The following is a 20778-nucleotide window of genomic DNA, read 5'->3' on the forward strand; positions in this document are numbered from 1 at the left end:
CTTAATTTGTTTTAAAGTTTGCCATGATCTCTTGCATGGCCGCCATGGATTGCTGCATTTGTTCGCCCATGAGTTTTGAAAGGTCCATACCGTAATCGGCACCCATAAATACATCCTCCATAATGGCCTGCATGCCTTTTAATAGGATGGGAGCAGACTGGTTCCATGCCAGACCACTTGCTTGTGCCAGGGCATCGGTGATGGGTTTGCTGATTTCTTCGTTGACCAAATTGTAATAGAACAAATTGTAAAAACTGGACTGTAAGAGATTGGTAGCATCTTCAAATCTAGAATTGGCAATCATTTCCTGCGCCTCTTCATAATTTTCTTGCCAGTTCTCCCTTATGTTTTCCTTTTTTCCGCTGTACTTGTAAGGAATAAAGGTTTCTATCTGATAAAGGTTGGCCATGAATTGGTCCTTTGGAAGTTCTTTCAATTTTTCCAAGGCCGATTTTCCGTTCTGCAATCGGTCATGAAATGGCAGCCTACCATCAAAAAGTCCGTCTACCGCCTTTTCCAATAGGACACGTAAATATCCTTGCGGCTCTGCATGAAACTCTATCTTTTTTAAGGTGATGTTCAAAGCGTACCATGCATTGTTTCCATCCCGTTTTTCCATGTACTGGTCAAAACGTTGCAGGCCATCCTCCAAAATATGCAGATAGTTAGTGTAAGCCTCTTGTTTACTATTTTCTGGAAAAAGGATTGTCTTTGGCTCTTGTATGTGGGCTGCACCAAACTTTTCGATAAACTCGTCGTCATAGCTATCCGCATAATAGCAGATTTCACGGAGCACCCCATATATTTTGTACGGTTCGCACAGGCTTATCGGGCATAAAAAAGAAAAAAACACCAAATGATCGTCCAAGACAATGTTGGTCAAATTGAGCGGATGCATGCGCAGTTCCGCCAATTTTCGCATCATGGGCACCTTTTTGGCATTTTCTATATTCAAAAATGGGCATTTGACCAATAGTTCATCAGTAGTTTGGGTAATGGATACCACTACCGACCCATGGGGTATTTCATAGGTGTCTCCCTTTTTTTTATTGGAAAGATGATTTCCGACATAATCCAACAGCGTTGGTACTACCTTATCATACTGTTTGTCGTTAAAAAAGGCTACCGCCTCATCCCATTTTTCATCCTGCCTTGTGGATGATTTTTTTGGGTTTGTAGGAGGATAATAAGTAGAGCTTTTTAGCATGGCTTCGAGATTACTGCTTGTGTGGTGTAAAAATTTTAATAATCCATTTCAATCAATGAACCGTTCATTTGGTATGAAAAAGTAAAGGAAGTCCCTCCATTTTCAGGCTGTAGTTTTACAATGTATTGTGCTTCATTTATATCACCGTTCTTTGGATATTTGACAAACGCCATTTCAAGTCTAGGGTTGTCGATGTCTTTCTCCGCTTTGAGTTGCCCACTCGATTTTTCAACGAGTTCGCCTAATTTCTCAAGACTGATTTTTTCCCCCAATTGAAACATAAAATCGGCCGCCTTGGTACCCTCTGGAATCTCCAAGGTTACTTCAGAAGTTTGGTTCCAGTTGCCCAATGAATAGGTCCATTGTCCCATTTTTAAAGATTCAGGGGCATCGGTTACCGTGGTCGAAATGCTATTGCCAATGGTTTCATTGTAAATGATGATCAATTCCGTATAGTGGGCATCATCGCCAAATTCACTTTTCAGCTCCTTCTCAATGTCTGCAAAGCCATCGGCGTTGGCAGGCTGTTTTGCCGCATCTCCTCCGCAGGAAATTAGCGTTATGGTCATCATTAAAATTGCCAGCTGTATTTTCATGGTTATGGTTTTTTAAGTTTATTGTTCCTCTTCTGTTCTTCCGAATAGAAAAAACAAAGCGCCACCTGCTAGAATCAATATTACCCTGAGCACCCATCCCATGGTACTGCCCCAGCTATCTATCCAGGCAAGTAATCTGATGTTGTAATTAAAAATTGACAATAGGGCAGAAATTAGGCCCATAGCGGCAAGTACAAGGCCTCCTTGACCTAGTTTGGATTTGATGTTTTCCATTAAAATTTGATTTAAATATTTCTTGACAAGCACTATTGGAAAAGTGAGTTTTTCGAAGAGGACTTAAACAAGAAAAGGTTTGGTCAGGGTAAAGATGGGGCAATGGCAGTTCCAATGAAATAGCCAATCTATTTTCGTGAACCGGGAATTAATATTGGTGCGGTGGAAGGGAATATGTGTTTTTGGAGAGATAGCTATTTCTGGTGAAAATAGGCATTGAGATGATAGTGCTCAATGACTGTTGTAGTTCAAAAAAGTGGTTATAAAGGCCTCTTTTTTTCGTGAAGAAACGGGAATTTTTTGACCATTCTTTAAATAGATGATGCCCGACTTATCGTACTTGTCTATGAATTTCAAGTTTACCATGAAAGACTGGTGGGATCTGGTGAAATTGACTTTTTCAAGTTTCTCCTCGTATTCTTTTAATGGTTTGGAAGCCACGTATTTTTTATCATTGGCCAAGTAGAATGTCGTATACCCCTTGTCGGATTCGCAGTACAATAATTCTTGTAGGTTGATGACCTGAAAACTGTCGCTGAGCGAAAGGACCAGAGTAGCCTCATCTTGATACCAAACTTTTTTTGCCGTATTTATTTGATTTTTTTGTTCGTTAATAGGTACGGTCTTTATCTTTTTTAAGGCCAAGTCCAATTCCTCAACATCAACAGGTTTTAAAAGGTAATCTACGGCTCCAGCCTTAAGTGCCTTCAAAGCATATGCTTCGTAGGCGGTAATGAATATGGTTTTGAAGCTAAGATGCTCGGTTTGGTCGAGAAAGTCGAATCCAGTGCCGTCGGTGAGATTGATATCCAGAAATATCAATTCTGGTTTACAGGCGTTCGAGACCACCACGGCCTCCTTAACCGTAGCACATTCACCTATGATTTCTACATTGGTTTCAACCGTTTCCAAAAGATTTATCAAGCCTTTTCTTATATAGGCTTTGTCTTCGACGATGAGTGCCTTCATGAATTCTCCATTAGTTTATAGGGGATGATCAAAGTAACTTTGGTTCCTTGCTCATTATATCTTTTTCTATCCTCAACAAAAACGGATCCTGGCATGTTGAAATCTTTAGCCAAGAGGTTTAGCCGCTCACTGGTAATGGTGGTGGCCAACGACTTCTTTTTTGTATTTGTTTTTTGGAGCATGCTATCTATTCCAACACCGTTGTCCGTTATAGTACAGCTTAACTTTTGATTCTTTAAACTAAGGTGAATCTCAATTTCGCGTTGTTCTTGGTCATGGATAAAGGCATGTTCTATAACATTTTCAATAAAAGGTTGAATTAACATAGGCGGAATTAGAAATAGATTGATGTCAATATTTTCATCCACTATCAGACTATAATCATAAGGGAGGTCGGTATCCAAATTCTGTAGGATCATATAGTTGTCTATGGCATCCAATTCTTGAATGAGGGGAACAATTTTATCCCTTGAATTTTCTAGAACAATTCGTAGTAATTTGGAGAATTTTGTTAAATAGGTAATTGATTTTTTCTCTTCCTTGTTCAAGATCATCCCCTGCAAGACTGAAAGCGAATTAAATAAAAAATGTGGGGTCATTTGCGAGCGCAACAGCCTTTGTTCGGTCATAATGTTTTGATTTTTAACTTTTACGTTCTTGTATTTTTGATAAAATACCAAAGAACCTGATAGGATAGAGATAACCAAGATACCGATGACGGCCCAAAGGTAATTTTGTTTGGTCTTTGCGAGGTCTTGTGAAGTGTTCATTACCGTTTTGGTAAGCTTCAATTCACGGATACTGGCGGAATCCAACGCTTGTTTGTATTTGTACTCATATTCCAACTGGGCTATCTTTTCAATATTTTCCTTATTGAAAATACTATCGTTGAGTATTTTAAATTGTTGGTGGCTTTCTAGGGCTTTTTTATAGTTTCCTGTTTTACTGTAGATGATGGAGAGGAGTTCATTTACTTGTCTTTGATAATCTAAAAATTCATGTTCATAGGATAGACTTTTACTTTTTAAGGCGTTGAAAAGTGCTTTATCATAATTTTTTTCATAAGTGTTGACCGTAGCCAACCCTAAAAAAGATTTGCATAAACCACGTTGATTGTCAATCTCTAAAGAAATCTTTTTTGCTTGCTCAAAACATTTTTCCGCATTGGGATAATTCTTTTCTTCTAAATAAATATCGCCAATATTATTAAAAGCAAAGGCCTCACCACGCTGGTCGTTTATTTTTTTATAAATTTTTTGACTTTTTTTTAGGTAGTCAAGGGCTAATTTATTTTCCTTCTTTCCTATATAGGCCAGCCCTATATTGCTAAAGGTCCTTGATGTTATATATTTATCTGAATCATTTGAAAGTTCAAGGACTTTATTATAATACTCTATAGCTTTATCGTATTTTTCTAAATCCGAGTAAAGAGCTCCGATATTACCGAAAGTAAGCATCTCTCTCCTGGTTATTGAGTTTTTTTGGGCAATGCCAAGAGTTTTGTTGTAATAATCGAGGGCGATAAGATAATTACCTTGATTTGAATAGGTGACCGCAATGCCATTCATACAAGAAGCCATAGCCTCTTGATTATTAATAGTTTTATTGATTTCTAAAGCCTTCAGCAAGTAATATCTTGCTTCGGTATAATTGTCAATTTCTATGTAAGACCACCCTAATTCATATTGAACCTGGGCTATTTCTATCTTTTTTTTGCTCCTGCTGAAGAATTCAAGCGATTTTTTTAAATAGGATATTGCTTCATCCTGTTTGCCATTGTTAAACATATAGATGCCCATTTGTTTATAACATGAGGCAATGCCGTCGTTCCAACGTATTCTTTCGAATAATTTAAGAGACTTGGTGTAATTCGAAAAGCCTTCTCGAAAATTTGACTCACGAGCTGCAACTAAACCTTTTATATAAAAGCTTTGGGCCTTTCCTTTTTTAAAATCGATAGATTCAGCAATTGTATCTGCTTCTCCTAAATATTCAAGGGAATTTGGTAAGTTGCTACTAAAATAGGCCAAAGCAAGGTCATTTAACAGGTTCACTCTTGTCGTGTCCTTTTTGATATGACGTGCCAATTCATTTTTTAAGCTTTCTATTTTGTCGTTCTGCGCTTGCACTGCAACCGTGATTGACAAAAAGGCGGGAATAAAGAGTTTGATGCAAAAATTTAGATTTAGAAATGACATTGTATTGCTCATACTTCTTTTTTAGGTCGATACGGACAGTAAATACCAAGTCGGCATCGCATAATACTTGACGTATGTCGAATACACATTTTCTTTCTCGGGAGTTGGGTTGATAAAAACAAAATACGGATTTTAATAATTCCTACTTGGTAAGAAAATAGTTTTATTTCAAAAAATGGCATAGAAATGTATAAATGGCCCTTTGTAGTCAATATTCGTAATGCCGGGACATGAAGTCGCTTTGAATTAAAGGACTTTTTCCTGTGGATTGATTACCCAAACAATAAATTGAATTCATGGTTTATTTTAAGTTAAGGTATTAGAGCCAAAATTCATATCAATACTGTTTATTCATAATTCATTACTTTTTTAATTGAAGTCCAAAAATCACACAGGTGTGTCTTATTGGGTGTCCTATTGAGAATGGTCAAGAAAAAACTCTGGAAACATAAGGGGTTACAGATGATTGGTTAAAACTGCCACCCCGACATAAAAAGCCTGTCAATTGTTTTGACAGGCTTTTTGTTTTTCATGCATTTATCTGATATCAAATAGAACCATTTAAATGGTGTAGAGTTCGGTGAATGGTTGGGTACGTTTCTAGGGCATAATTTAGCTTCAGTTTGATGCTTTTTATGGAGGTTTTGCAAACCAGTTTAGTCAATCTCAAGAATCAGGAAGAAATGGTATACGATAGGTGTACCTGCTCGTCGGTATTCGAAATCGCTCCGGGATTGATTTTGACATGGAAGGATTGAATGCCTTACAAGTCAATGGCAATAGGAAATAGAAGGCCTCCCATCAAGAGATAGTACTACAGCCGTGATATACCTGTGCTTCGACCACCTAGATCAAAAGCGGGAAGATAATTCGATTGGTTTTTATGTTGCCCAAGTTTGTTTTGGGAAAAGGGGAGTTCCTGATATTGGTGCTTGAGGAAGCTCATGGAAATAAGCCGGTGGGCCTTGGGAAATAAGGGGAATATGTTCTTAGTGTCAGCTGTTTTAATTTGGGTTTATAGATTCTTTGGGGCTTGTTCTTGAAATTTGGGTTGTATTAAGGGGCAAGGAGGTTCATATATTTTTTACTCACTTTATAAATGATTGTAGTTTATCCAACTGCTCCTTATTAACTGTTTGCAATCAAAATAGCATGAATAAATTAAAATCATCAATTTGGATTACATAAGGGTATGGAACTATATGAAGCAGTTCGAAATAAGAAAATTCTTATTTTTTTAAGGAAAATGAATTACTTTCCTTAAATTCAGACAAGTATAATTTGCAACCTTACTTTTCAATGTATGTTGGATGCAACAAAATTATGCTTGTTGACCAATTAAAACCTGACCAATGTTTATTAAAATAGATCTAAAACCGACCAAGACCTATCCAAAACCTATTACATTTCCAGTTGTATTAGAGGCACTTGAACAAGCTATGGCTGACTGCTACCTAGGTATTGGAACACCCTACGAACCTATTGCTATTGACAATTTTGTAACCATTGGTGGTTACGTGTTTCCAGCATTGGAACCCAATACCCGTATTGCCATAACACTAGAGCCAGATATTACAGATCATAAAAATATCCTTAGCGCACCCGAATTGGTCTGCTGTTTCGTTAAAAACGTGGGCAAGTCTTTCACGGACAAAGACTGTAAGCTTAATGGGTATTGGAAGCATATTTTTGACTATGATGACGAATGGGTGCAAAATGCGCCAGATGGCACTCTTTATATTGCACCAAATAACAAAGGCGAATGTAAGATTGCAACCAGGGACAAGAAATTGGATGAAAATGTATCTTATAGCATTATGTTCTCCATGGTGATGACCAATGCAGAAAATCGGGAACGGAGGTATTATTTTGTATTAGATCCCTTGGTCAAGATTAGTTCAGGGGGCGGGACGGGCATTCCAGTGAAAGACTAACAATGAAAACCCTATCCCAGCTCAGGACATTGATTCTTGGTGTTTCATTTCAATTTTTATTTGTTTACTCGTATGCCCAGAGCACAAAAAAGGCCGATAGCCTTGGAGAAATTCTGCAACAAAAACAACTGACACAAAGTGAGAGGTCAAGACTGTTAAGTCTGCGCGCCTATCACCATCAAGTAGTCGACACATCATTGGCATTGGCCAGACAGGCCCTTAAGATTGCCCAAGAAATTGATTCTCCATTGTTACAGGCTGCCGCTTGGGAAGAAATAAGTCATATTGAACGAAGGCTCGGTAATAATAGTGTTTCCTTGGAGGCATCTTTGAAGTCACTTGGGATATATGAGTCTTTGGGCCTTAAGGAAAGAGCGGCAGCTTCCTACAGCCAATTGGCTAGTAATTTTATCAGTGATGGTGAATATAATGTGGCAATCGATTATCTAAAAAAAGCTAAAAGAATCTATTCCGAATCCGATTCCTCAGGAAATCAAATACTGACCATACTGAACCTTGGAGAAGCCTATCGTCTTGCCGGTTACCTGGATAGTGCTGCAACTTGTTTTCAGGAAACCCTGGAGCGTAACAGAACCATAAAAAATGATATTGTACAAGGTTATTCCCTTGGAAATTTAGGCATGGTCTATGCCACACAAAACAAACTTGAACCGGCCAGGGACAATTTAAAAGAGGCCATTGCAATATTGAAACCACTTGGTGATGACTATTCTACTTCTGTATACTTGGCAGAATTGGGGGGGATTTATAGGAAAGAAGGACATGGAAACTTGGCTGAAGAAAAACTTTTGGAGGCCTACCAGATGGCCCTATCCGCTGGGCTTAAAGAGCAAATACGTGATTTTAGCCGACTTTTATCCGATTTGTATGAAGGACAAGAGAACTTTGACAAAGCGCTTTGGTATCAGCGACTTTATCAAGTTTACCAGGACAGTTTGGTCAACAGGGAAAATATCCGAAAAATAGAACAGATAAAAGCGGGGTATGAGATTGATAAGAGGGAGACCGAAATCCAATTGCTCAACCTCACCAATTCGAATCAAAAAAGAACGGTACTCATCATGGCCATTGGCCTCATTCTATTGCTTTCATTGGCCTATTTGCTTTTCAAGGTAAATAAAAAGATCAATAAAGCGAATGTTGAACTTTCTTTCCAAAAAGAGATAATAAGCGAACGAGAGCAAGAAAAAGCCTTATTGCTTAAGGAATTGAACCATAGGGTCAAGAACAATCTACAAATGATTTCAAGTCTTTTGAACCTTCAAGGCAGGGAGCTTAAGGATCATCCGGCACAAGAGGCTATTTTAATGGGTAGAAATAGGGTGGAGGCCCTCTCCCTAGTGCACCGAAAACTTTATCAAGAAGGTTTGGAAACGCGCATAATGCTCAAGGAATATGTGGAAGAGCTGGTACTTGGACTTTGTCATGGCTACGATGCTCCATTACAACCGGATATGGAAATTGTCGATACGAGTGTATCGGTCGATATAGCTGTTCCTATAGCCTTGATCATAAACGAAACCATTGTCAATGCACTTAAATATGCCTATGTGGATATCGAAAACCCAAAGTTATCAGTAGTGGTGCGAAGGGTTGACCAGTGGTTGGAAATAGAGATTAGGGATAATGGGATTGGATTTACAGAATTAGAAGTTGCAAAGAATAATTCCTTTGGGCTCAAACTGATGACCTCCTTAATCCACCAGTTGGAAGGATCGATTGAAAAGCGAATTGGTTCGGGCACACATTGGTCTATGAAAATGAGAGTAGCTTAACTCATATAACTAGGCCAGTGGAAATAAATATGCACATGAATAAGGTTAAACTATTGATCGTGGAGGATGAAATAATATTGGCACAGGACATAGCCAATAGACTCACCGATCTTAACTATCATATTGTTGGTGTTGTGGGCACGGCAAAAGGGGCATTGGATTTCATTTCCGAAAACAGGGATATTGACCTAATATTGTTAGATATCATATTGAAAGGGGACCTAGATGGTATAGAGCTTGGTCGCATGATCAACAGAACGTATCAAATCCCCTTTATTTTTCTTACCTCGCATGCCGATACGCATATTGTAAATAGAGCCAAAAGTGTATTGCCTTATGCCTATATTCTTAAACCCTTCAATGATCGTCAGGTATCGGTGGCCATAGAATTGGCTTTGATGAATTTTTCCAAGAAGACTCCCTTGTCAAAAATTACTTCACATCCGGGTTTCTCAAATACCGAAAATGAAGTTATGCAAATGAAGGATTGTTTGTTCTTGAAAAAGGACCATCATTTTGAGCGTGTTCCTTTGAGGGAAATCTTGTTTTTGGAAGCAGATAGTAATTACTGTACGATTCATACGAAGACAGCACGCTTTGTTTATTCCGTTGTTCTAAAGAAGGTCGAGGCAATATTGCCGGTCAATCGATTTTTACGAACGCATAGAAGTTATGTGGTCAATATCAATTCCGTCAATGGTTTTGAAGGAAATATGCTCTTCATCGGGGAAAATAAGATACCGGTGAGTAAAGCCCACAGGCAGGATGTCTTCAGGCTGTTCCCAACCCTTTAGCCATTTGGGCCAATAAGCTTACTTAAGTTAAACATTACTTTTTCTTGATTACATGGGTTTTAGGGCTGCTCGCTAACTAAATGCCTCCATTCACTCATCTATTTTTTATACTGGACACGGTATTCCCAAATTTGGTGAAAGATTAAGTCTATTTCATCAAAATACTACTATGAATCCTTTTAACGAGCACAAATTGATAGATGATTTTACAAGATCCAAAGGTATGTTCTGTTTTGTTTTTCCTGATTGTTCTGAAATAAAAGATCCGGCACTACAACAGGAGTTACAATCGGCCAAATACTATTTGGAAGGGTATTGGATATTAATAGTTCGAAAGCTTACCCAAAATCTTAAATATCAAGATTTTGATTTTTCCAACAATGCCATTCTGGAGGTAATCAAAAGACTTCCCTTATTGTCAAACTTCAATTCGAAAGAGGTAAGTGGGTCCAAAGTGGATAATACTGATGCTTTTGTCCGTGAGTTTTTAACTATTACAATTGATGACAAAGATCCTCTGGAAGAACGATTGAAAAGAACTAAGGCATTTTTGAGGACTATTGCTACACAGATAGGAAACATTGATGAAAACCAACCAAGTTATACCCTTAACATACTGTCCGCCGGGATAACCTTCAATGATCATGCATTGCAAGCCAAGTTGATAATATCTCAAATAACCATAAGCAAAGGGGAAGATGGGTCAAGCATAAACCTTGATCGTGAGGTTTGCAAAAATTTCGATTATCAAGCGCAATCATTTGAAGCGCTGCTTAATCTACAAAGTTTACAGCAACCAGATGTGAAAATAAGTTTGGATAGGTTGTTCAATTCCATAGATCTACTTCCCCTACACAATTCTAAAAATTACTTTAATCCATAGAGGGCAGGAGCTCGAATATCCTTTAGGTTTTTACACCTAAACCCTATCAAATGTTCTGAATATTAACTATTTAATTTTTATATTATGACAACAACCGAAGCATTGCAAGAAAAGTATTCACAGCACATTGCCAAAACAGAAAAGGCCATGGCCATTTTCGCAGCTGAACCCGCTAAGGGAATTAGCGATGAAAGCGATAGCAAACAATTTACTGGGTCCGATGGGCTCTTTACAATGGTATTTGCGGGTGAAAATTTATTTGATGACCCAAAGATTCAAAAGAAGGTTGACGACGCCCGTTATTATCTACAAGGGTTTGTAAGTCTAGTGACCAACAAATTGATGAAAGGTCAAACAGATGCATCCTTTAATATTCCAGGTACAAAAGTTTTGGAAATTGCTCAACATTTGCCCCTTCTGGCAAATTTTAAATCTTCCCAAACTTCCAATCACGAAGAAACCACAACTGTTGAGTTTTCAACAAAATTTCTTCAGATTGCCTTGGGCATGGCAATTGATGACCCAACTGTATTAAAGAAGACCCAAGATTTCTTAACCTCATTGGGGGATCAAATAAAGGTCAGTCATGATGTTAAGGCCACTAATTATGCAGTTACCATGTTTTCCTCGGCCATCGAGGTAATCGGAGAAGGTGATGCCAATACAGTTATTGCCAAATTCAAGATAACAAGTACCTCTCTTAACCTTAGTGACATAAAGACAACAATTGCCAGTTGTTTTAAATATGAGAAATTTAAGCTTGATTTTGAAGCAGATACGTTTGTGGCTGTTTTTGATTTGGATGCATTGAACAATCCCGAAGTAAAGTCTAAAATAGATAAGTTGGTTACCGGGAACTTAGTTTCTCAAGTAGAGGATTCAGAGAATTATTTTAATGTCTAATCAATAAACCAGATAAGAGTCTTCATTTGTGGAATGTTATTATGGTAGATGAAGGCTCTTAGAATAAAATTTAATGCCATGTCAAAAATCAATATCAACAATCAATTGCCGGTATCCATTAATGTATCTTATACATCGACGGACAATCGTAAAATGAATCAATCCGTTGGTGCACGTAAAGTAAATAATAGTATAAAAGAATTAAAAGCAAATACTGATGTAAAGGTGTCAACGTCCAATAATTCTAAGGGGATTACCTATGAAGATGGACATAGGAATTTAGTGGTGCGCCAGGAAGGATCTCCCAATGATTTTGGACTGAATTGGCAATAGTCGATGTTTTTTGATTGTGCTACTCTTTGAATCATTCTAAAACAGAAAAAATGGCAAAAATTATATATTGGAATCTAGAAAATAATAATGCTGATAAAATCCTTGATTCAGTCGCTACCATTTTCAATCAAGATTTTGATCTCATGTTTCTTTCGGAGATCACAAGCAAGGGAAATGGCTTGGAAAAAAAGTTGCAGCATGCCGCGAAGCAATATGGAAAAACTATTTTTATTCAAATTCTTTACGTTAGAGGCACAACCTATTTTGGCCATGGCGAAAGTATAGCCGTCCTATCCACGGTGGACCTCGAAGATGTTAGAGTAGTAAATGTAGGCACATCGGAACAGTCAAGGGATATTGTTGTTGTGGAATTCTTTGGAGGGCTGAGCATAGCAACATTTCATCTTTCATGCTCCAATACAGCCCAGAAAACTTCAGAAAGACAAAATATCATCTGGCGACTTAAAAACGATGAATTTCAATGCGCTATCGGTGATTGGAATACAGAACCTACAGGGCTAAAATATAAGGGCTTGGAAATTCTTCCACCAAGTTCCAATACGACCACAAATAATAAAAAACTGGATTATACGGTAATCAATGGGAACTGTCAGGCAAATGGATATCACACCGATGTCTTAAAATTTTATGCGCGCCAAACCAGCAATCATTTTCCGATTAAGATTGAGGTCGCTTTGAATTAAAGAACCAAATTGTACGCAAAAGAGAATGATATTTAACTGATTTTGAAATTCGAATATTGATGATTTCATAATAAGAAATCTATGAAAAATAGTTGAAGTTTATGTCCTATTGAAAGTTCAGAAAATATTTCGGCGTTTAAATAGCAGTCAATCAATTAAAAATACCCAAGGATTTTTCAATGGTTATTTTGTTTTTAGAATTTACTACATATGGGATGTCCCCTTATCAACTATTTATATAAGTATTAACTGAACATTAACCAGATCTTATAAATGATCTAAACTACTTCAAACCAACCATAGTATATTGGTGTTGGAAACTAAAACTTTTCACCAATTCGATAATAATCAAAATCAACATGGCCTTCTATCTCCGCTGTGGCATAATTGAAAAGTCCAAAACGATACCCCATAAAGTGTTTGGGCAATGAGTAAAGCATTTGTAGCGAATCGCCTATTTTTTCCCAACGATTTCCATCCAAACTAAAAAAGAAAGTGGCCTTGTCAGTTTCAAAATTGCAATCTATTCTGAAAAACACCTTATCCTGTTCTAATGGAATACTTTCAATCTCTTTCGGTGGTACATTGATATCGTTCATTTGAATGGTGCCCTTTTTTTATCGATCTCTTGTAAGGGTCGAACCACGACAATCGATGTTTTCCCGTTCTCTTTTTTTATCCCTACATAACCATATCTATTTTGAAGTGCAATAAGTCCTGCAATATCACCATTCTTCAAGTTACCGGCATCGATAGAGGTTTGGACAAAGTTGGGTGGACCATATGTTTTTTGGGGCAGCATGTCTTTTTAGCGCTTGTAGTCACTGGTGTTTCCGGTCTTCTTTTAAACCCGACAAACCTACTCCAAACTGCAAAATGTGCTATCTGACGACTAGGATAAGAAGGAGGTTTGTTTTAAGATTTTCCCATGCCTTTTTGTTAAAAATTACTTCCATAATCATCACGCTATTTGCCAAGAATATAGTAGTTTGCTTCTTGTAGTAAACGATGTTTTACAAATCAGCTAAAATGAAGAAAATAGTAACATTTGGAGAGATTATGCTGCGATTGGCACCTAAAGAAAACCTGAGGTTTTCCCAAGCTTCCGAGTTTAATGTAGTTTATGGTGGGGGTGAGTCCAATGTGGCCGTTTCCTTGGCCAATTATGGTCTTCCTGTAGAGTTTGTAACACGCTTGCCCAAAAATGATATAGGGGAATGTGCCTTGATGGAAATGAGAAAACGAAATGTGGGAACTGATCACATTGTTTTTGGAGGTGATAGATTGGGGATTTATTTTTTGGAAACAGGAGCAGTTAGTCGCGGAAGCAAGGTAGTCTATGATCGAGCGCATTCCGCAATGGCAGAGATTGAACCCGGAATGATAGATTGGAAATCAGTTTTTAAAGATGCGCATTGGTTCCATTGGACTGGAATTACCCCGGCAATTTCACAAGGAGCTGCGGATGTTAGTTTAGAAGCGGTAAAAGTGGCCAGTGAAATGGGACTTACCATTTCAACCGACTTGAACTATCGTGCTAAACTTTGGAAATATGGTGTGGAACCAGAGACGATCATGACGCCCTTGGTGTCCTATTGTGATGTGATTCTTGGGAATGAGGAGGATGCCCATAAGCACTTTGGGATTCACCCTAAAGGATTGGATGTACACAAAGATGGCAAGGATGTTACAGCCGAAGCTTTTTTATCCGTTTGCAAACAAATGATGGAAAAATTTCCAAGAGCCAAAAAGGTGATCACAACCCTAAGAGGTTCCATCAGTGCCTCCCACAATACCTGGGCAGGGGTTATGTACGATGGAAAAAAGATGTACAAGTCGCCCACCTATCAAATCACACATATTGTCGATAGAGTAGGTGGAGGTGATAGTTTTATGGGAGGTCTGATCTATGGGTTGAACACCTATGAAGATGATCAAAAGGCATTGGAATTTGCAGTAGCAGCATCCTGTTTGAAACATACCATTTACGGTGATGCCAATTTGGCCACGATTGCCGAGGTAGAAAAGCTAATGGAGGGAGATGCGTCGGGAAGAGTAGCGAGATAATTTTTTTATTTTCTTGGTTGCGCAATCGATTGTGTGATTTTATTTCATAACAATACAAATAGAACATAAAAAGAAAAGCCCCGTATTTCGGGGCTTTATTTATAAGCTTTCTGTACGTTTTACCCGGTAAAGACGGATAGGGCACCAATGGCCATTACCACCAAAATCATGTAAGGCACAACCTCGATAGTGCTGCAACTGTCCTTAGCGTTTATTCGGTCCTCTGGTGATAAGGTGCCAAAAGACCAACCTTTTATCGTTGCATAATCTGGCGGATTGGTGGCCAAAGTAGCCGTATTACAGTGCGCCATGTAAAAAACAAACATACAAATGGCCATGTGCGCAAAGTTTACCATAGCAAATTGGAACATAAAGCCAAGAAGCAGATACCCAAGACAATCCAATAAGGCCTTTCTTAAACTGATCCAATAATAAAGTTTGATCGGTTATTGAAGTGCTTAAATATATTGGTTGATAATGTTCTCGAACAGCTCTTGTTGACCGCTGCGCTTTTTGATGTCTTGGTTGGCCGAAGCGTGTTTGTAAAGGTCTTCCAAACTAAGCTGTCCATCTTCAAATGCTTTACCGGTTCCTCCATCAAATGAGGCATACCGTCCCTTGCGCATTTCCTTGTATTTGGAATTGGAAAGAATGTTGTCAGCGGCCAACAAGGCACGGGCAAACGCATCCATACCACCAATATGGGCATGGAAAACATCTTCCAAATCCGTTGAATTTCTTCGAACCTTGGCATCAAAGTTTACGCCACCTCCCTGAAAGCCACCAGCTTCAAGAATAATCAGCATGGATTGGGTAAGTTCGTAAACATCTACTGGGAACTGGTCGGTATCCCATCCGTTTTGGTAATCCCCACGGTTGGCATCAATGCTTCCTAAAAGTCCGTTGTCTGCTGCCACTTGGAGCTCATGCTCAAAGGTGTGCTGCGCCAAAGTGGCATGGTTTACCTCAAGGTTAAGTTTAAAGTCGTCCTGTAGACCGTATTTGTTTAAAAACCCTAGAACTGTGGCCGCATCAAAATCGTATTGGTGCTTGGTGGGCTCCATGGGTTTTGGTTCAATAAAGAAGGTTCCTTTAAAACCTTGTGCGCGTGCATAGTCTTTCGCCATATGAAGGAATCTCGCCATATGGTCCAATTCACGCCCCATATCTGTATTCAACAAAGACATATACCCTTCACGTCCTCCCCAGAACACATAGTTTTCTCCGCCAAGTTTAATGGTAGCGTCCAATGCATTTTTTACTTGGGCACCTGCATAGGCAACCACATCAAAATCTGGATTGGTGGCTGCACCGTTCATGTATCTTGGGTTGCTAAAGCAATTAGCGGTTCCCCACAACAATTTTACTCCAGATGCTGCCATTTTTTCCTTGGCATAATCGGTTATGATGTCCAATCTTTTTTCTGATTCGGCCAAGGAGCCACCTTCATCAATCAGGTCAACATCATGGAAGCAATAATAAGGTGCACCAATCTTGGTGATAAATTCGAATGCAGCATCCATTTTGTCTTTTGCCTGTTGGATGGGGTCTGTGCTTGCAAACCATGGAAAATCCTTGGTGGGAGCTCCAAAAGGATCACTTCCAGCATCATTAAAAGTATGCCAATAGGCAATGGCAAACTTGAAATGGTCTTTCATAGTTTTGCCGGCCACTACTTTATTTTCATCATAATATTTAAAGGCGAACGGATTGTCCGATTCTTTTCCTTCAAAGGAAATTTTGCCAATACCTTTAAAATACTCCTTGTCTCCTGTTGTAATCATAATATTAAATTCAGTTGTCTATATATTCTTTTAAATTATTTTTCCACGATTCGTAGGCTTCTTCATAGGCTTCTGCAGAGGTATCTGGTTGGTAGGTTTGTTCAATTTTATCGGAAGCTGTTGCCTCTCCAATATTTTTGAAATCCCCAAAAGCACATGCTGCTGCCCTGGCCGCACCTACGGCACCGGTGGTTTCCACAATATCAATTTGACTATTGGATAGTGTTGCAATGGTTTTGGAAAAGATGCCAGCTCTAAATAAATTATCGTTCCCCGCTTTTATGGACGTAATGTCGACCCCATCATTTTTTAGGATTTCCATGCCATACACAAATGAAAAAGCTATGCCTTCCAAGGCTGCTCTGTAGATGTGGGGTGCCTTGTGTACATTAAAATTGATGTTCAACATGCGCGCCCCCTTGTTTATGTTGTTTAGCATGCGTTCCGCACCATTTCCGAAGGGCAAAATTTGAAGTCCCTCTGAACCGATGGGTACAGATTCGGCCTGTTCGTTCATAGTGTTATAACTAAGCCCATTGCTTATTTCAGAACGTACCCAATTGTACTGGATTCCTGTTCCATTGATGCACAATAACTTACCGATTCTGGTCTCGTTATCGGTATGGTTCACATGCGCAAAACTGTTGATTCTTGTATGCTCCTGTGTCTTTTTTTGTCCAGAAATGGCATAGACCACCCCAGAAGTCCCCCCAGTTGCTGCAATTTGACCTGGTTCCATAACATTTAGTGCCAACGCATTGTTGGGTTGGTCCCCGGCACGATACATTACTGGAATACCTTCTGGCAGACCTGACGCTTCAGCACCCTCTTTACTTACAAAACCTTGCTCGGAAAAAGAAGGACGTATTTCAGAAACCAGCGAAGGGTCTATTCCTGCATCTTCCAATAACCAGTTCGCCACTTTATTTTCTTTAAAGTCCCACATGATTCCCTCAGACAGACCAGATGGAGTGGTGACACAAGAACCTGTAAGTTTCATGGCCAGAAAATCACCGGGCAACATAAATTTGTATATCTTATCGTAAAGTTGGGGTTCGTTGTCCTTGACCCATTTTAACTTGGAAAGTGTGAAGTTTCCGGGAGAGTTCAGTACATGCTCCACACATTTTCCTTTCCCAGATTTTTGAAATAATTGTTCCCCGATCTCCACTGCTCGGCTATCGCACCAAATGATGGAGGGCCGGAGCACCTCTAATGATTGGTCAACCACCACTAAACCGTGCATTTGATAGGAAATACCTATACCTTTTATGCTATTCTTATCAATGGAGTTTTTTGAAATGAGCTGTTGGGTGGCCAAGCAGGCATATTTCCACCAAAGTTCAGGATTTTGTTCTCCCCAACCTATGTTGATGGAGTCGATAGGCATTTCTTTTTTGGGTTCTTGTACAATATCTTTTACCTTGCCATTATCTGCTGCTACCAAAGCTGCTTTGATTGAGGAACTACCAATATCGAAACCTATCCAGTACATTGACTTAGTGTTACGTAATTTTTTTATACCTTTTTTCAAATATAGTTATCGGAATCGATTGGGTTAATTACTTTTTGATTTTATTTTGTTATAAATACACTTTTAAAAAAGTGCAGGATTTTGGTTAAGCGAGACCTGGTAGAATTCAAAAAATCGATTTCAGAAAGGAAAAGTAAAAATTACATCGGTCATCTTCAATTCTAGGTTGATGACGTTTTTTTCTGGTAATTACCTTAATAGTTTAAATCACATATTTTTTTTAATGAGGACTATTTCCCAAGTCATGCCGCCACTAAACACTTAATTGAACAGGGCAATAAGGCCATCAAATAAATGGGTGTGGGCGTTCCCAACAATTAGCTGTTATTGGATGTAACAATGACTCCATTGTATCTATTGAGTAATTATCGCTCCCTAAGGTATCTCACCCTGCAATCGAAATGGGGCTATTCTCGCAAAAAGAATTTTGGGTCTTGGGGGTAATACTTATGATTTGGAACTCTCCAAAATCACAGTATTCGGAATTAAAATAATTGTAAGCAAGGAGCAAAAGTCTAAAGAGAAGCGGAACCTGGTTTTTATGCCGATTTAATCTCTTGGATAGTGGTAAGGACTTCTTTTACCTTCTGCGTAATCAATTTAAAGTTGCCCTGCGCCAAAGCTTGCTTGTCTATTAATTTGGAGCCCATGCCCACGCAGGTGGCTCCTGCTTCAAACCAACTGGTCAGGTTCTCTCTTGAAGTATCCACCCCGCCCGTGGGCATAATGTTGGTCCATGGCTGTGGACCACGAACGGCCTTGATAAATTTTGGTCCATATACTTCTGCTGGAAAAAGCTTAACCAATTCGCAACCAAGTTCTTCGGCCCTTGTAATTTCGGTAAGGGAACCACAGCCGGGTGACCAGAATATCTTTTTACGATTACACACTATGGCAATGTCTTCACGAAATACAGGTGTAACCACAAAGGAAGCGCCCATATTAATAAAGTTTGAGGCCGTAGCAGCATCGGTAATGGAGCCTACACCCAATATCATATCGGGGCATTCTGTTTTGCAAAAAGCAACTAGTTCAGAAAACACCTGTTCGGCATTTTCTCCCCTGTGGGTAAATTCAAATAATCTTGCGCCCCCCTCGTAACACGCTTTAACTACTTGTTGTACCAATTTGGGGTCGGAATTAAAGAATAAGGGGACAAATCCAGTATCCGCCATCTTCTTAAAAACCTCGAGACGAGTATGTTTTTTCATGTGCAATATGTTTGTTAGTTATTGGGCAATTCATACGCCCTTATGATGTTACGCTAGAATTTTTAAGTACACTTGGGAATTGAAAAAATGCCTTAGCGTTGTTGTAAGTTATATCCTTTACTATTTGTCCTATCCATTCCATGTCAATAGGAAGCAATCCGGCCTTAAGGTCGTTGCCCAGCATGTTGCACAATACCCTTCTGTAATATTCGTGCCTTGGAAAGGACAAAAAGCTTCTACTATCTGTAAGCATTCCCACCGAACAACTGAGTAATCCCATGTTGGAAAGTATATTCAATTGATCTTCAATCCCATCTTTTTGATCCAAGAACCACCAAGCGGCACCAAATTGCACTTTACTTTTGATTCCCTCACCAGTAAAATTACCTGCCATGGTGGCAAAAACCTCATTATCTGAAGGATTGGAATTATAAAGAATGGTTTTGGGAAGATTATCGCTGTTGTTCAAATGGTTTAAGAAACCCGCCAATTGCTCCGCTTGCTGATAGTCACCAATGCTGTCCACCCCTGCATTTACACCGATTTTGGTCAATACAGCTTGGTTATTGTCCCGTATGGGCCCTAAATGCAGTTGCATCACCCAATTCTTTTCTGCATAAAGGCCACCCAAAACATGCATTATGGCAGTCTTGTACTGTGCTTCTTCTTTCTTGCTCAAAGAATTGCCTTCCATCCGAAGTTTAAGGATTTCATTGACCTGTTTAATAGAGTATGCTTCGTTAAACGCATGGGATAATCCATGATCTGAAAGTCTGCACCCATGGCTATGGAAAAAATCGACCCTATTTCGAATAGCTTCCTTCAACGACTCAAAGTCGGTGATGGAAACGTCTGTGGCTTTGGACAATCGTGATAGGTAACCCGTATGGTCAGCTTTTTCAATATTGATCAATCCATCGGGCCTAAAAGTAGGCAAGACTTTAACAGCACAGTTTGATTCACCAAATTGGGCATGGTCTGAAAGTTCATCCAAGGGGTCGTCCGTGGTACAGACCACTTCCACATTCATTCTGGAAAGCAAGTTTTGTGTTGAAAAATCAGGGTAGTTTAACATTTCATTGCAGGTTTCATAGATGTCTTTGGCAGTCTTTGGAGATAAAATTTTATCGACTCCAAAATACCGGGTCAATTCCATATGGGTCCAATGGTACAAAGGGTTCCTGAGCGAGTAGGGTACGGTTTCTGCCCATTTAAAAAACTTCTCTTCATCGGAGGCATCCCCGGTAATATACCTTTCCTCAATCCCCAAGGCCCGCATGGCCCTCCATTTGTAATGATCGCCCTCTATCCAAATTTGGGTCAGATTCGTAAAGTTTTTGTTCGCCGCAATTTCGTTAGGGGGAAGATGGCAATGGTAATCTATTATGGGTTGATTTTTTGCGTAATTATGATATAATTCCTTAGCATAATCTGTTTCAAGCAAGAAATCATCGTGGATGAATTTTTTCATGTGTTAGTTTCTAAGTATGGCACTAGCTCCAGATGATGGTTTGTGAGTCCGATGTCAATGCTCCAATCATCTTTAGATACCTCAATCTTTGCAGGTTTTACATCCTATTCGACGCTATTGTTGCAAATTGTAAAACACAGGATTTTAAAATGAAGGTACT

General features: G+C 39.1%; 20 protein-coding genes. 8 read left to right on the forward strand and 12 right to left on the reverse strand.

Features of this window, described 5'->3' with window-relative positions:
• Position 1: 1 nt before the first annotated feature.
• The 5 genes from ABT310_RS11775 to ABT310_RS11795 form a co-directional block, all read right to left on the reverse strand.
• Positions 2-1207: a hypothetical protein gene (locus ABT310_RS11775; RefSeq protein WP_375324080.1), complete on the reverse strand. Its 1206-nt coding sequence runs from the start codon at positions 1205-1207 to the stop codon at positions 2-4.
• Between the two features lie 35 nt (positions 1208-1242).
• Positions 1243-1803, reverse strand: a complete 561-nt coding sequence (locus ABT310_RS11780; protein ID WP_375324081.1) for a hypothetical protein — start codon at positions 1801-1803, stop codon at positions 1243-1245.
• A gap of 18 nt (positions 1804-1821) precedes the next feature.
• A complete protein-coding gene (locus tag ABT310_RS11785) occupies positions 1822-2037 on the reverse strand; it encodes a hypothetical protein (protein WP_375324082.1) in 216 nt (71 codons plus the stop codon).
• Between the two features lie 231 nt (positions 2038-2268).
• The gene (locus tag ABT310_RS11790) at positions 2269-3006 is read right to left on the reverse strand and encodes a LytR/AlgR family response regulator transcription factor (RefSeq protein ID WP_375324083.1); all 738 of its coding nucleotides are present in this window, start codon (positions 3004-3006) and stop codon (positions 2269-2271) included.
• A complete protein-coding gene (locus ABT310_RS11795; RefSeq protein ID WP_375324084.1) occupies positions 3003-5153 on the reverse strand; it encodes a tetratricopeptide repeat protein in 2151 nt (716 codons plus the stop codon). The genes ABT310_RS11790 and ABT310_RS11795 overlap by 4 nt, the downstream gene beginning before the upstream one ends.
• 1403 nt (positions 5154-6556) lie before the next feature.
• Between ABT310_RS11795 and ABT310_RS11800 the strand changes: the two genes are divergently transcribed.
• The 7 genes from ABT310_RS11800 (at position 6557) to ABT310_RS11830 (ending at position 12551) form a co-directional block, all read left to right on the forward strand.
• Entirely contained in the window at positions 6557-7138 is a 582-nt protein-coding gene (locus tag ABT310_RS11800; protein WP_375324085.1) for a hypothetical protein, read from the forward strand.
• A 2-nt stretch (positions 7139-7140) separates the two neighbouring features.
• Positions 7141-8934 carry a histidine kinase dimerization/phosphoacceptor domain -containing protein gene (locus ABT310_RS11805; protein WP_375324086.1) on the forward strand — a complete coding sequence of 598 codons (1794 nt, stop codon included), beginning with the start codon at positions 7141-7143 and terminating at the stop codon, positions 8932-8934.
• A 35-nt stretch (positions 8935-8969) separates the two neighbouring features.
• Positions 8970-9728 (forward strand): LytR/AlgR family response regulator transcription factor, encoded by a 759-nt coding sequence (locus tag ABT310_RS11810; protein WP_375324087.1) that lies wholly within the window; start codon positions 8970-8972, stop codon positions 9726-9728.
• A gap of 169 nt (positions 9729-9897) precedes the next feature.
• On the forward strand, positions 9898-10611 hold the full coding sequence (locus tag ABT310_RS11815; RefSeq protein WP_375324088.1) for a hypothetical protein: 714 nt from the start codon (positions 9898-9900) through the stop codon (positions 10609-10611).
• A gap of 84 nt (positions 10612-10695) precedes the next feature.
• Positions 10696-11514, forward strand: coding sequence for a hypothetical protein (locus tag ABT310_RS11820; protein WP_375324089.1), 819 nt, complete (start codon positions 10696-10698; stop codon positions 11512-11514).
• Between the two features lie 78 nt (positions 11515-11592).
• Entirely contained in the window at positions 11593-11847 is a 255-nt protein-coding gene (locus ABT310_RS11825) for a hypothetical protein (protein ID WP_375324090.1), read from the forward strand.
• Positions 11848-11897: 50 nt separating this feature from the next.
• Positions 11898-12551 carry a hypothetical protein gene (locus ABT310_RS11830; RefSeq protein WP_375324091.1) on the forward strand — a complete coding sequence of 218 codons (654 nt, stop codon included), beginning with the start codon at positions 11898-11900 and terminating at the stop codon, positions 12549-12551.
• A 320-nt stretch (positions 12552-12871) separates the two neighbouring features.
• Here ABT310_RS11830 and ABT310_RS11835 read toward each other — a convergent pair whose 3' ends face one another.
• Together ABT310_RS11835 and ABT310_RS11840 are read right to left on the reverse strand one after the other, a co-directional pair.
• Entirely contained in the window at positions 12872-13150 is a 279-nt protein-coding gene (locus tag ABT310_RS11835) for a hypothetical protein (RefSeq protein WP_375324092.1), read from the reverse strand.
• A complete protein-coding gene (locus ABT310_RS11840) occupies positions 13147-13353 on the reverse strand; it encodes a hypothetical protein (protein WP_375324093.1) in 207 nt (68 codons plus the stop codon). The genes ABT310_RS11835 and ABT310_RS11840 overlap by 4 nt, the downstream gene beginning before the upstream one ends.
• A 227-nt stretch (positions 13354-13580) precedes the next feature.
• Between ABT310_RS11840 and ABT310_RS11845 the strand changes: the two genes are divergently transcribed.
• Positions 13581-14618 carry a PfkB family carbohydrate kinase gene (locus ABT310_RS11845; protein WP_375324094.1) on the forward strand — a complete coding sequence of 346 codons (1038 nt, stop codon included), beginning with the start codon at positions 13581-13583 and terminating at the stop codon, positions 14616-14618.
• 119 nt (positions 14619-14737) lie between these two features.
• On the opposite strand, the gene ABT310_RS11850 is transcribed toward ABT310_RS11845, so the two are convergent.
• From ABT310_RS11850 to uxaC, 5 genes are all read right to left on the reverse strand, one after another.
• Positions 14738-14956: a hypothetical protein gene (locus ABT310_RS11850; RefSeq protein ID WP_375324095.1), complete on the reverse strand. Its 219-nt coding sequence runs from the start codon at positions 14954-14956 to the stop codon at positions 14738-14740.
• A 120-nt stretch (positions 14957-15076) separates the two neighbouring features.
• Entirely contained in the window at positions 15077-16402 is a 1326-nt protein-coding gene (xylA, locus tag ABT310_RS11855) for a xylose isomerase (RefSeq protein WP_375324096.1), read from the reverse strand.
• Positions 16403-16412: 10 nt separating this feature from the next.
• Positions 16413-17897 carry a xylulokinase gene (locus tag ABT310_RS11860; RefSeq protein ID WP_375324097.1) on the reverse strand — a complete coding sequence of 495 codons (1485 nt, stop codon included), beginning with the start codon at positions 17895-17897 and terminating at the stop codon, positions 16413-16415.
• Between the two features lie 578 nt (positions 17898-18475).
• A complete protein-coding gene (locus ABT310_RS11865; protein ID WP_375324098.1) occupies positions 18476-19147 on the reverse strand; it encodes a bifunctional 4-hydroxy-2-oxoglutarate aldolase/2-dehydro-3-deoxy-phosphogluconate aldolase in 672 nt (223 codons plus the stop codon).
• Between the two features lie 40 nt (positions 19148-19187).
• Positions 19188-20618 carry a glucuronate isomerase gene (gene uxaC / locus ABT310_RS11870; protein ID WP_375324099.1) on the reverse strand — a complete coding sequence of 477 codons (1431 nt, stop codon included), beginning with the start codon at positions 20616-20618 and terminating at the stop codon, positions 19188-19190.
• Between the last annotated feature and the right edge of the window lie 160 nt (positions 20619-20778).

Source organism: Flagellimonas cixiensis (genome assembly GCF_042134615.1).
Lineage (GTDB): Bacteria > Bacteroidota > Bacteroidia > Flavobacteriales > Flavobacteriaceae > Flagellimonas > Flagellimonas cixiensis.

Bases quoted from the DNA above. Each gene is read 5' to 3' on its own strand.
- ABT310_RS11775 (WP_375324080.1), bottom strand. From the start codon at position 1,207: ATGCTAAAAAGCTCTACTTATTATCCTCCTACAAACCCAAAAAAATCA.
- ABT310_RS11780 (WP_375324081.1), bottom strand. From the start codon at position 1,803: ATGAAAATACAGCTGGCAATTTTAATGATGACCATAACGCTAATTTCC.
- ABT310_RS11785 (WP_375324082.1), bottom strand. From the start codon at position 2,037: ATGGAAAACATCAAATCCAAACTAGGTCAAGGAGGCCTTGTACTTGCC.
- ABT310_RS11790 (WP_375324083.1), bottom strand. From the start codon at position 3,006: ATGAAGGCACTCATCGTCGAAGACAAAGCCTATATAAGAAAAGGCTTG.
- ABT310_RS11800 (WP_375324085.1), top strand. From the start codon at position 6,557: ATGTTTATTAAAATAGATCTAAAACCGACCAAGACCTATCCAAAACCT.
- ABT310_RS11805 (WP_375324086.1), top strand. From the start codon at position 7,141: ATGAAAACCCTATCCCAGCTCAGGACATTGATTCTTGGTGTTTCATTT.
- ABT310_RS11810 (WP_375324087.1), top strand. From the start codon at position 8,970: ATGAATAAGGTTAAACTATTGATCGTGGAGGATGAAATAATATTGGCA.
- ABT310_RS11815 (WP_375324088.1), top strand. From the start codon at position 9,898: ATGAATCCTTTTAACGAGCACAAATTGATAGATGATTTTACAAGATCC.
- ABT310_RS11820 (WP_375324089.1), top strand. From the start codon at position 10,696: ATGACAACAACCGAAGCATTGCAAGAAAAGTATTCACAGCACATTGCC.
- ABT310_RS11825 (WP_375324090.1), top strand. From the start codon at position 11,593: ATGTCAAAAATCAATATCAACAATCAATTGCCGGTATCCATTAATGTA.
- ABT310_RS11830 (WP_375324091.1), top strand. From the start codon at position 11,898: ATGGCAAAAATTATATATTGGAATCTAGAAAATAATAATGCTGATAAA.
- ABT310_RS11835 (WP_375324092.1), bottom strand. From the start codon at position 13,150: ATGAACGATATCAATGTACCACCGAAAGAGATTGAAAGTATTCCATTA.
- ABT310_RS11840 (WP_375324093.1), bottom strand. From the start codon at position 13,353: ATGCTGCCCCAAAAAACATATGGTCCACCCAACTTTGTCCAAACCTCT.
- ABT310_RS11845 (WP_375324094.1), top strand. From the start codon at position 13,581: ATGAAGAAAATAGTAACATTTGGAGAGATTATGCTGCGATTGGCACCT.
- ABT310_RS11850 (WP_375324095.1), bottom strand. From the start codon at position 14,956: ATGGCCATTTGTATGTTTGTTTTTTACATGGCGCACTGTAATACGGCT.
- xylA (WP_375324096.1), bottom strand. From the start codon at position 16,402: ATGATTACAACAGGAGACAAGGAGTATTTTAAAGGTATTGGCAAAATT.
- ABT310_RS11860 (WP_375324097.1), bottom strand. From the start codon at position 17,897: ATGTACTGGATAGGTTTCGATATTGGTAGTTCCTCAATCAAAGCAGCT.
- ABT310_RS11865 (WP_375324098.1), bottom strand. From the start codon at position 19,147: ATGAAAAAACATACTCGTCTCGAGGTTTTTAAGAAGATGGCGGATACT.
- uxaC (WP_375324099.1), bottom strand. From the start codon at position 20,618: ATGAAAAAATTCATCCACGATGATTTCTTGCTTGAAACAGATTATGCT.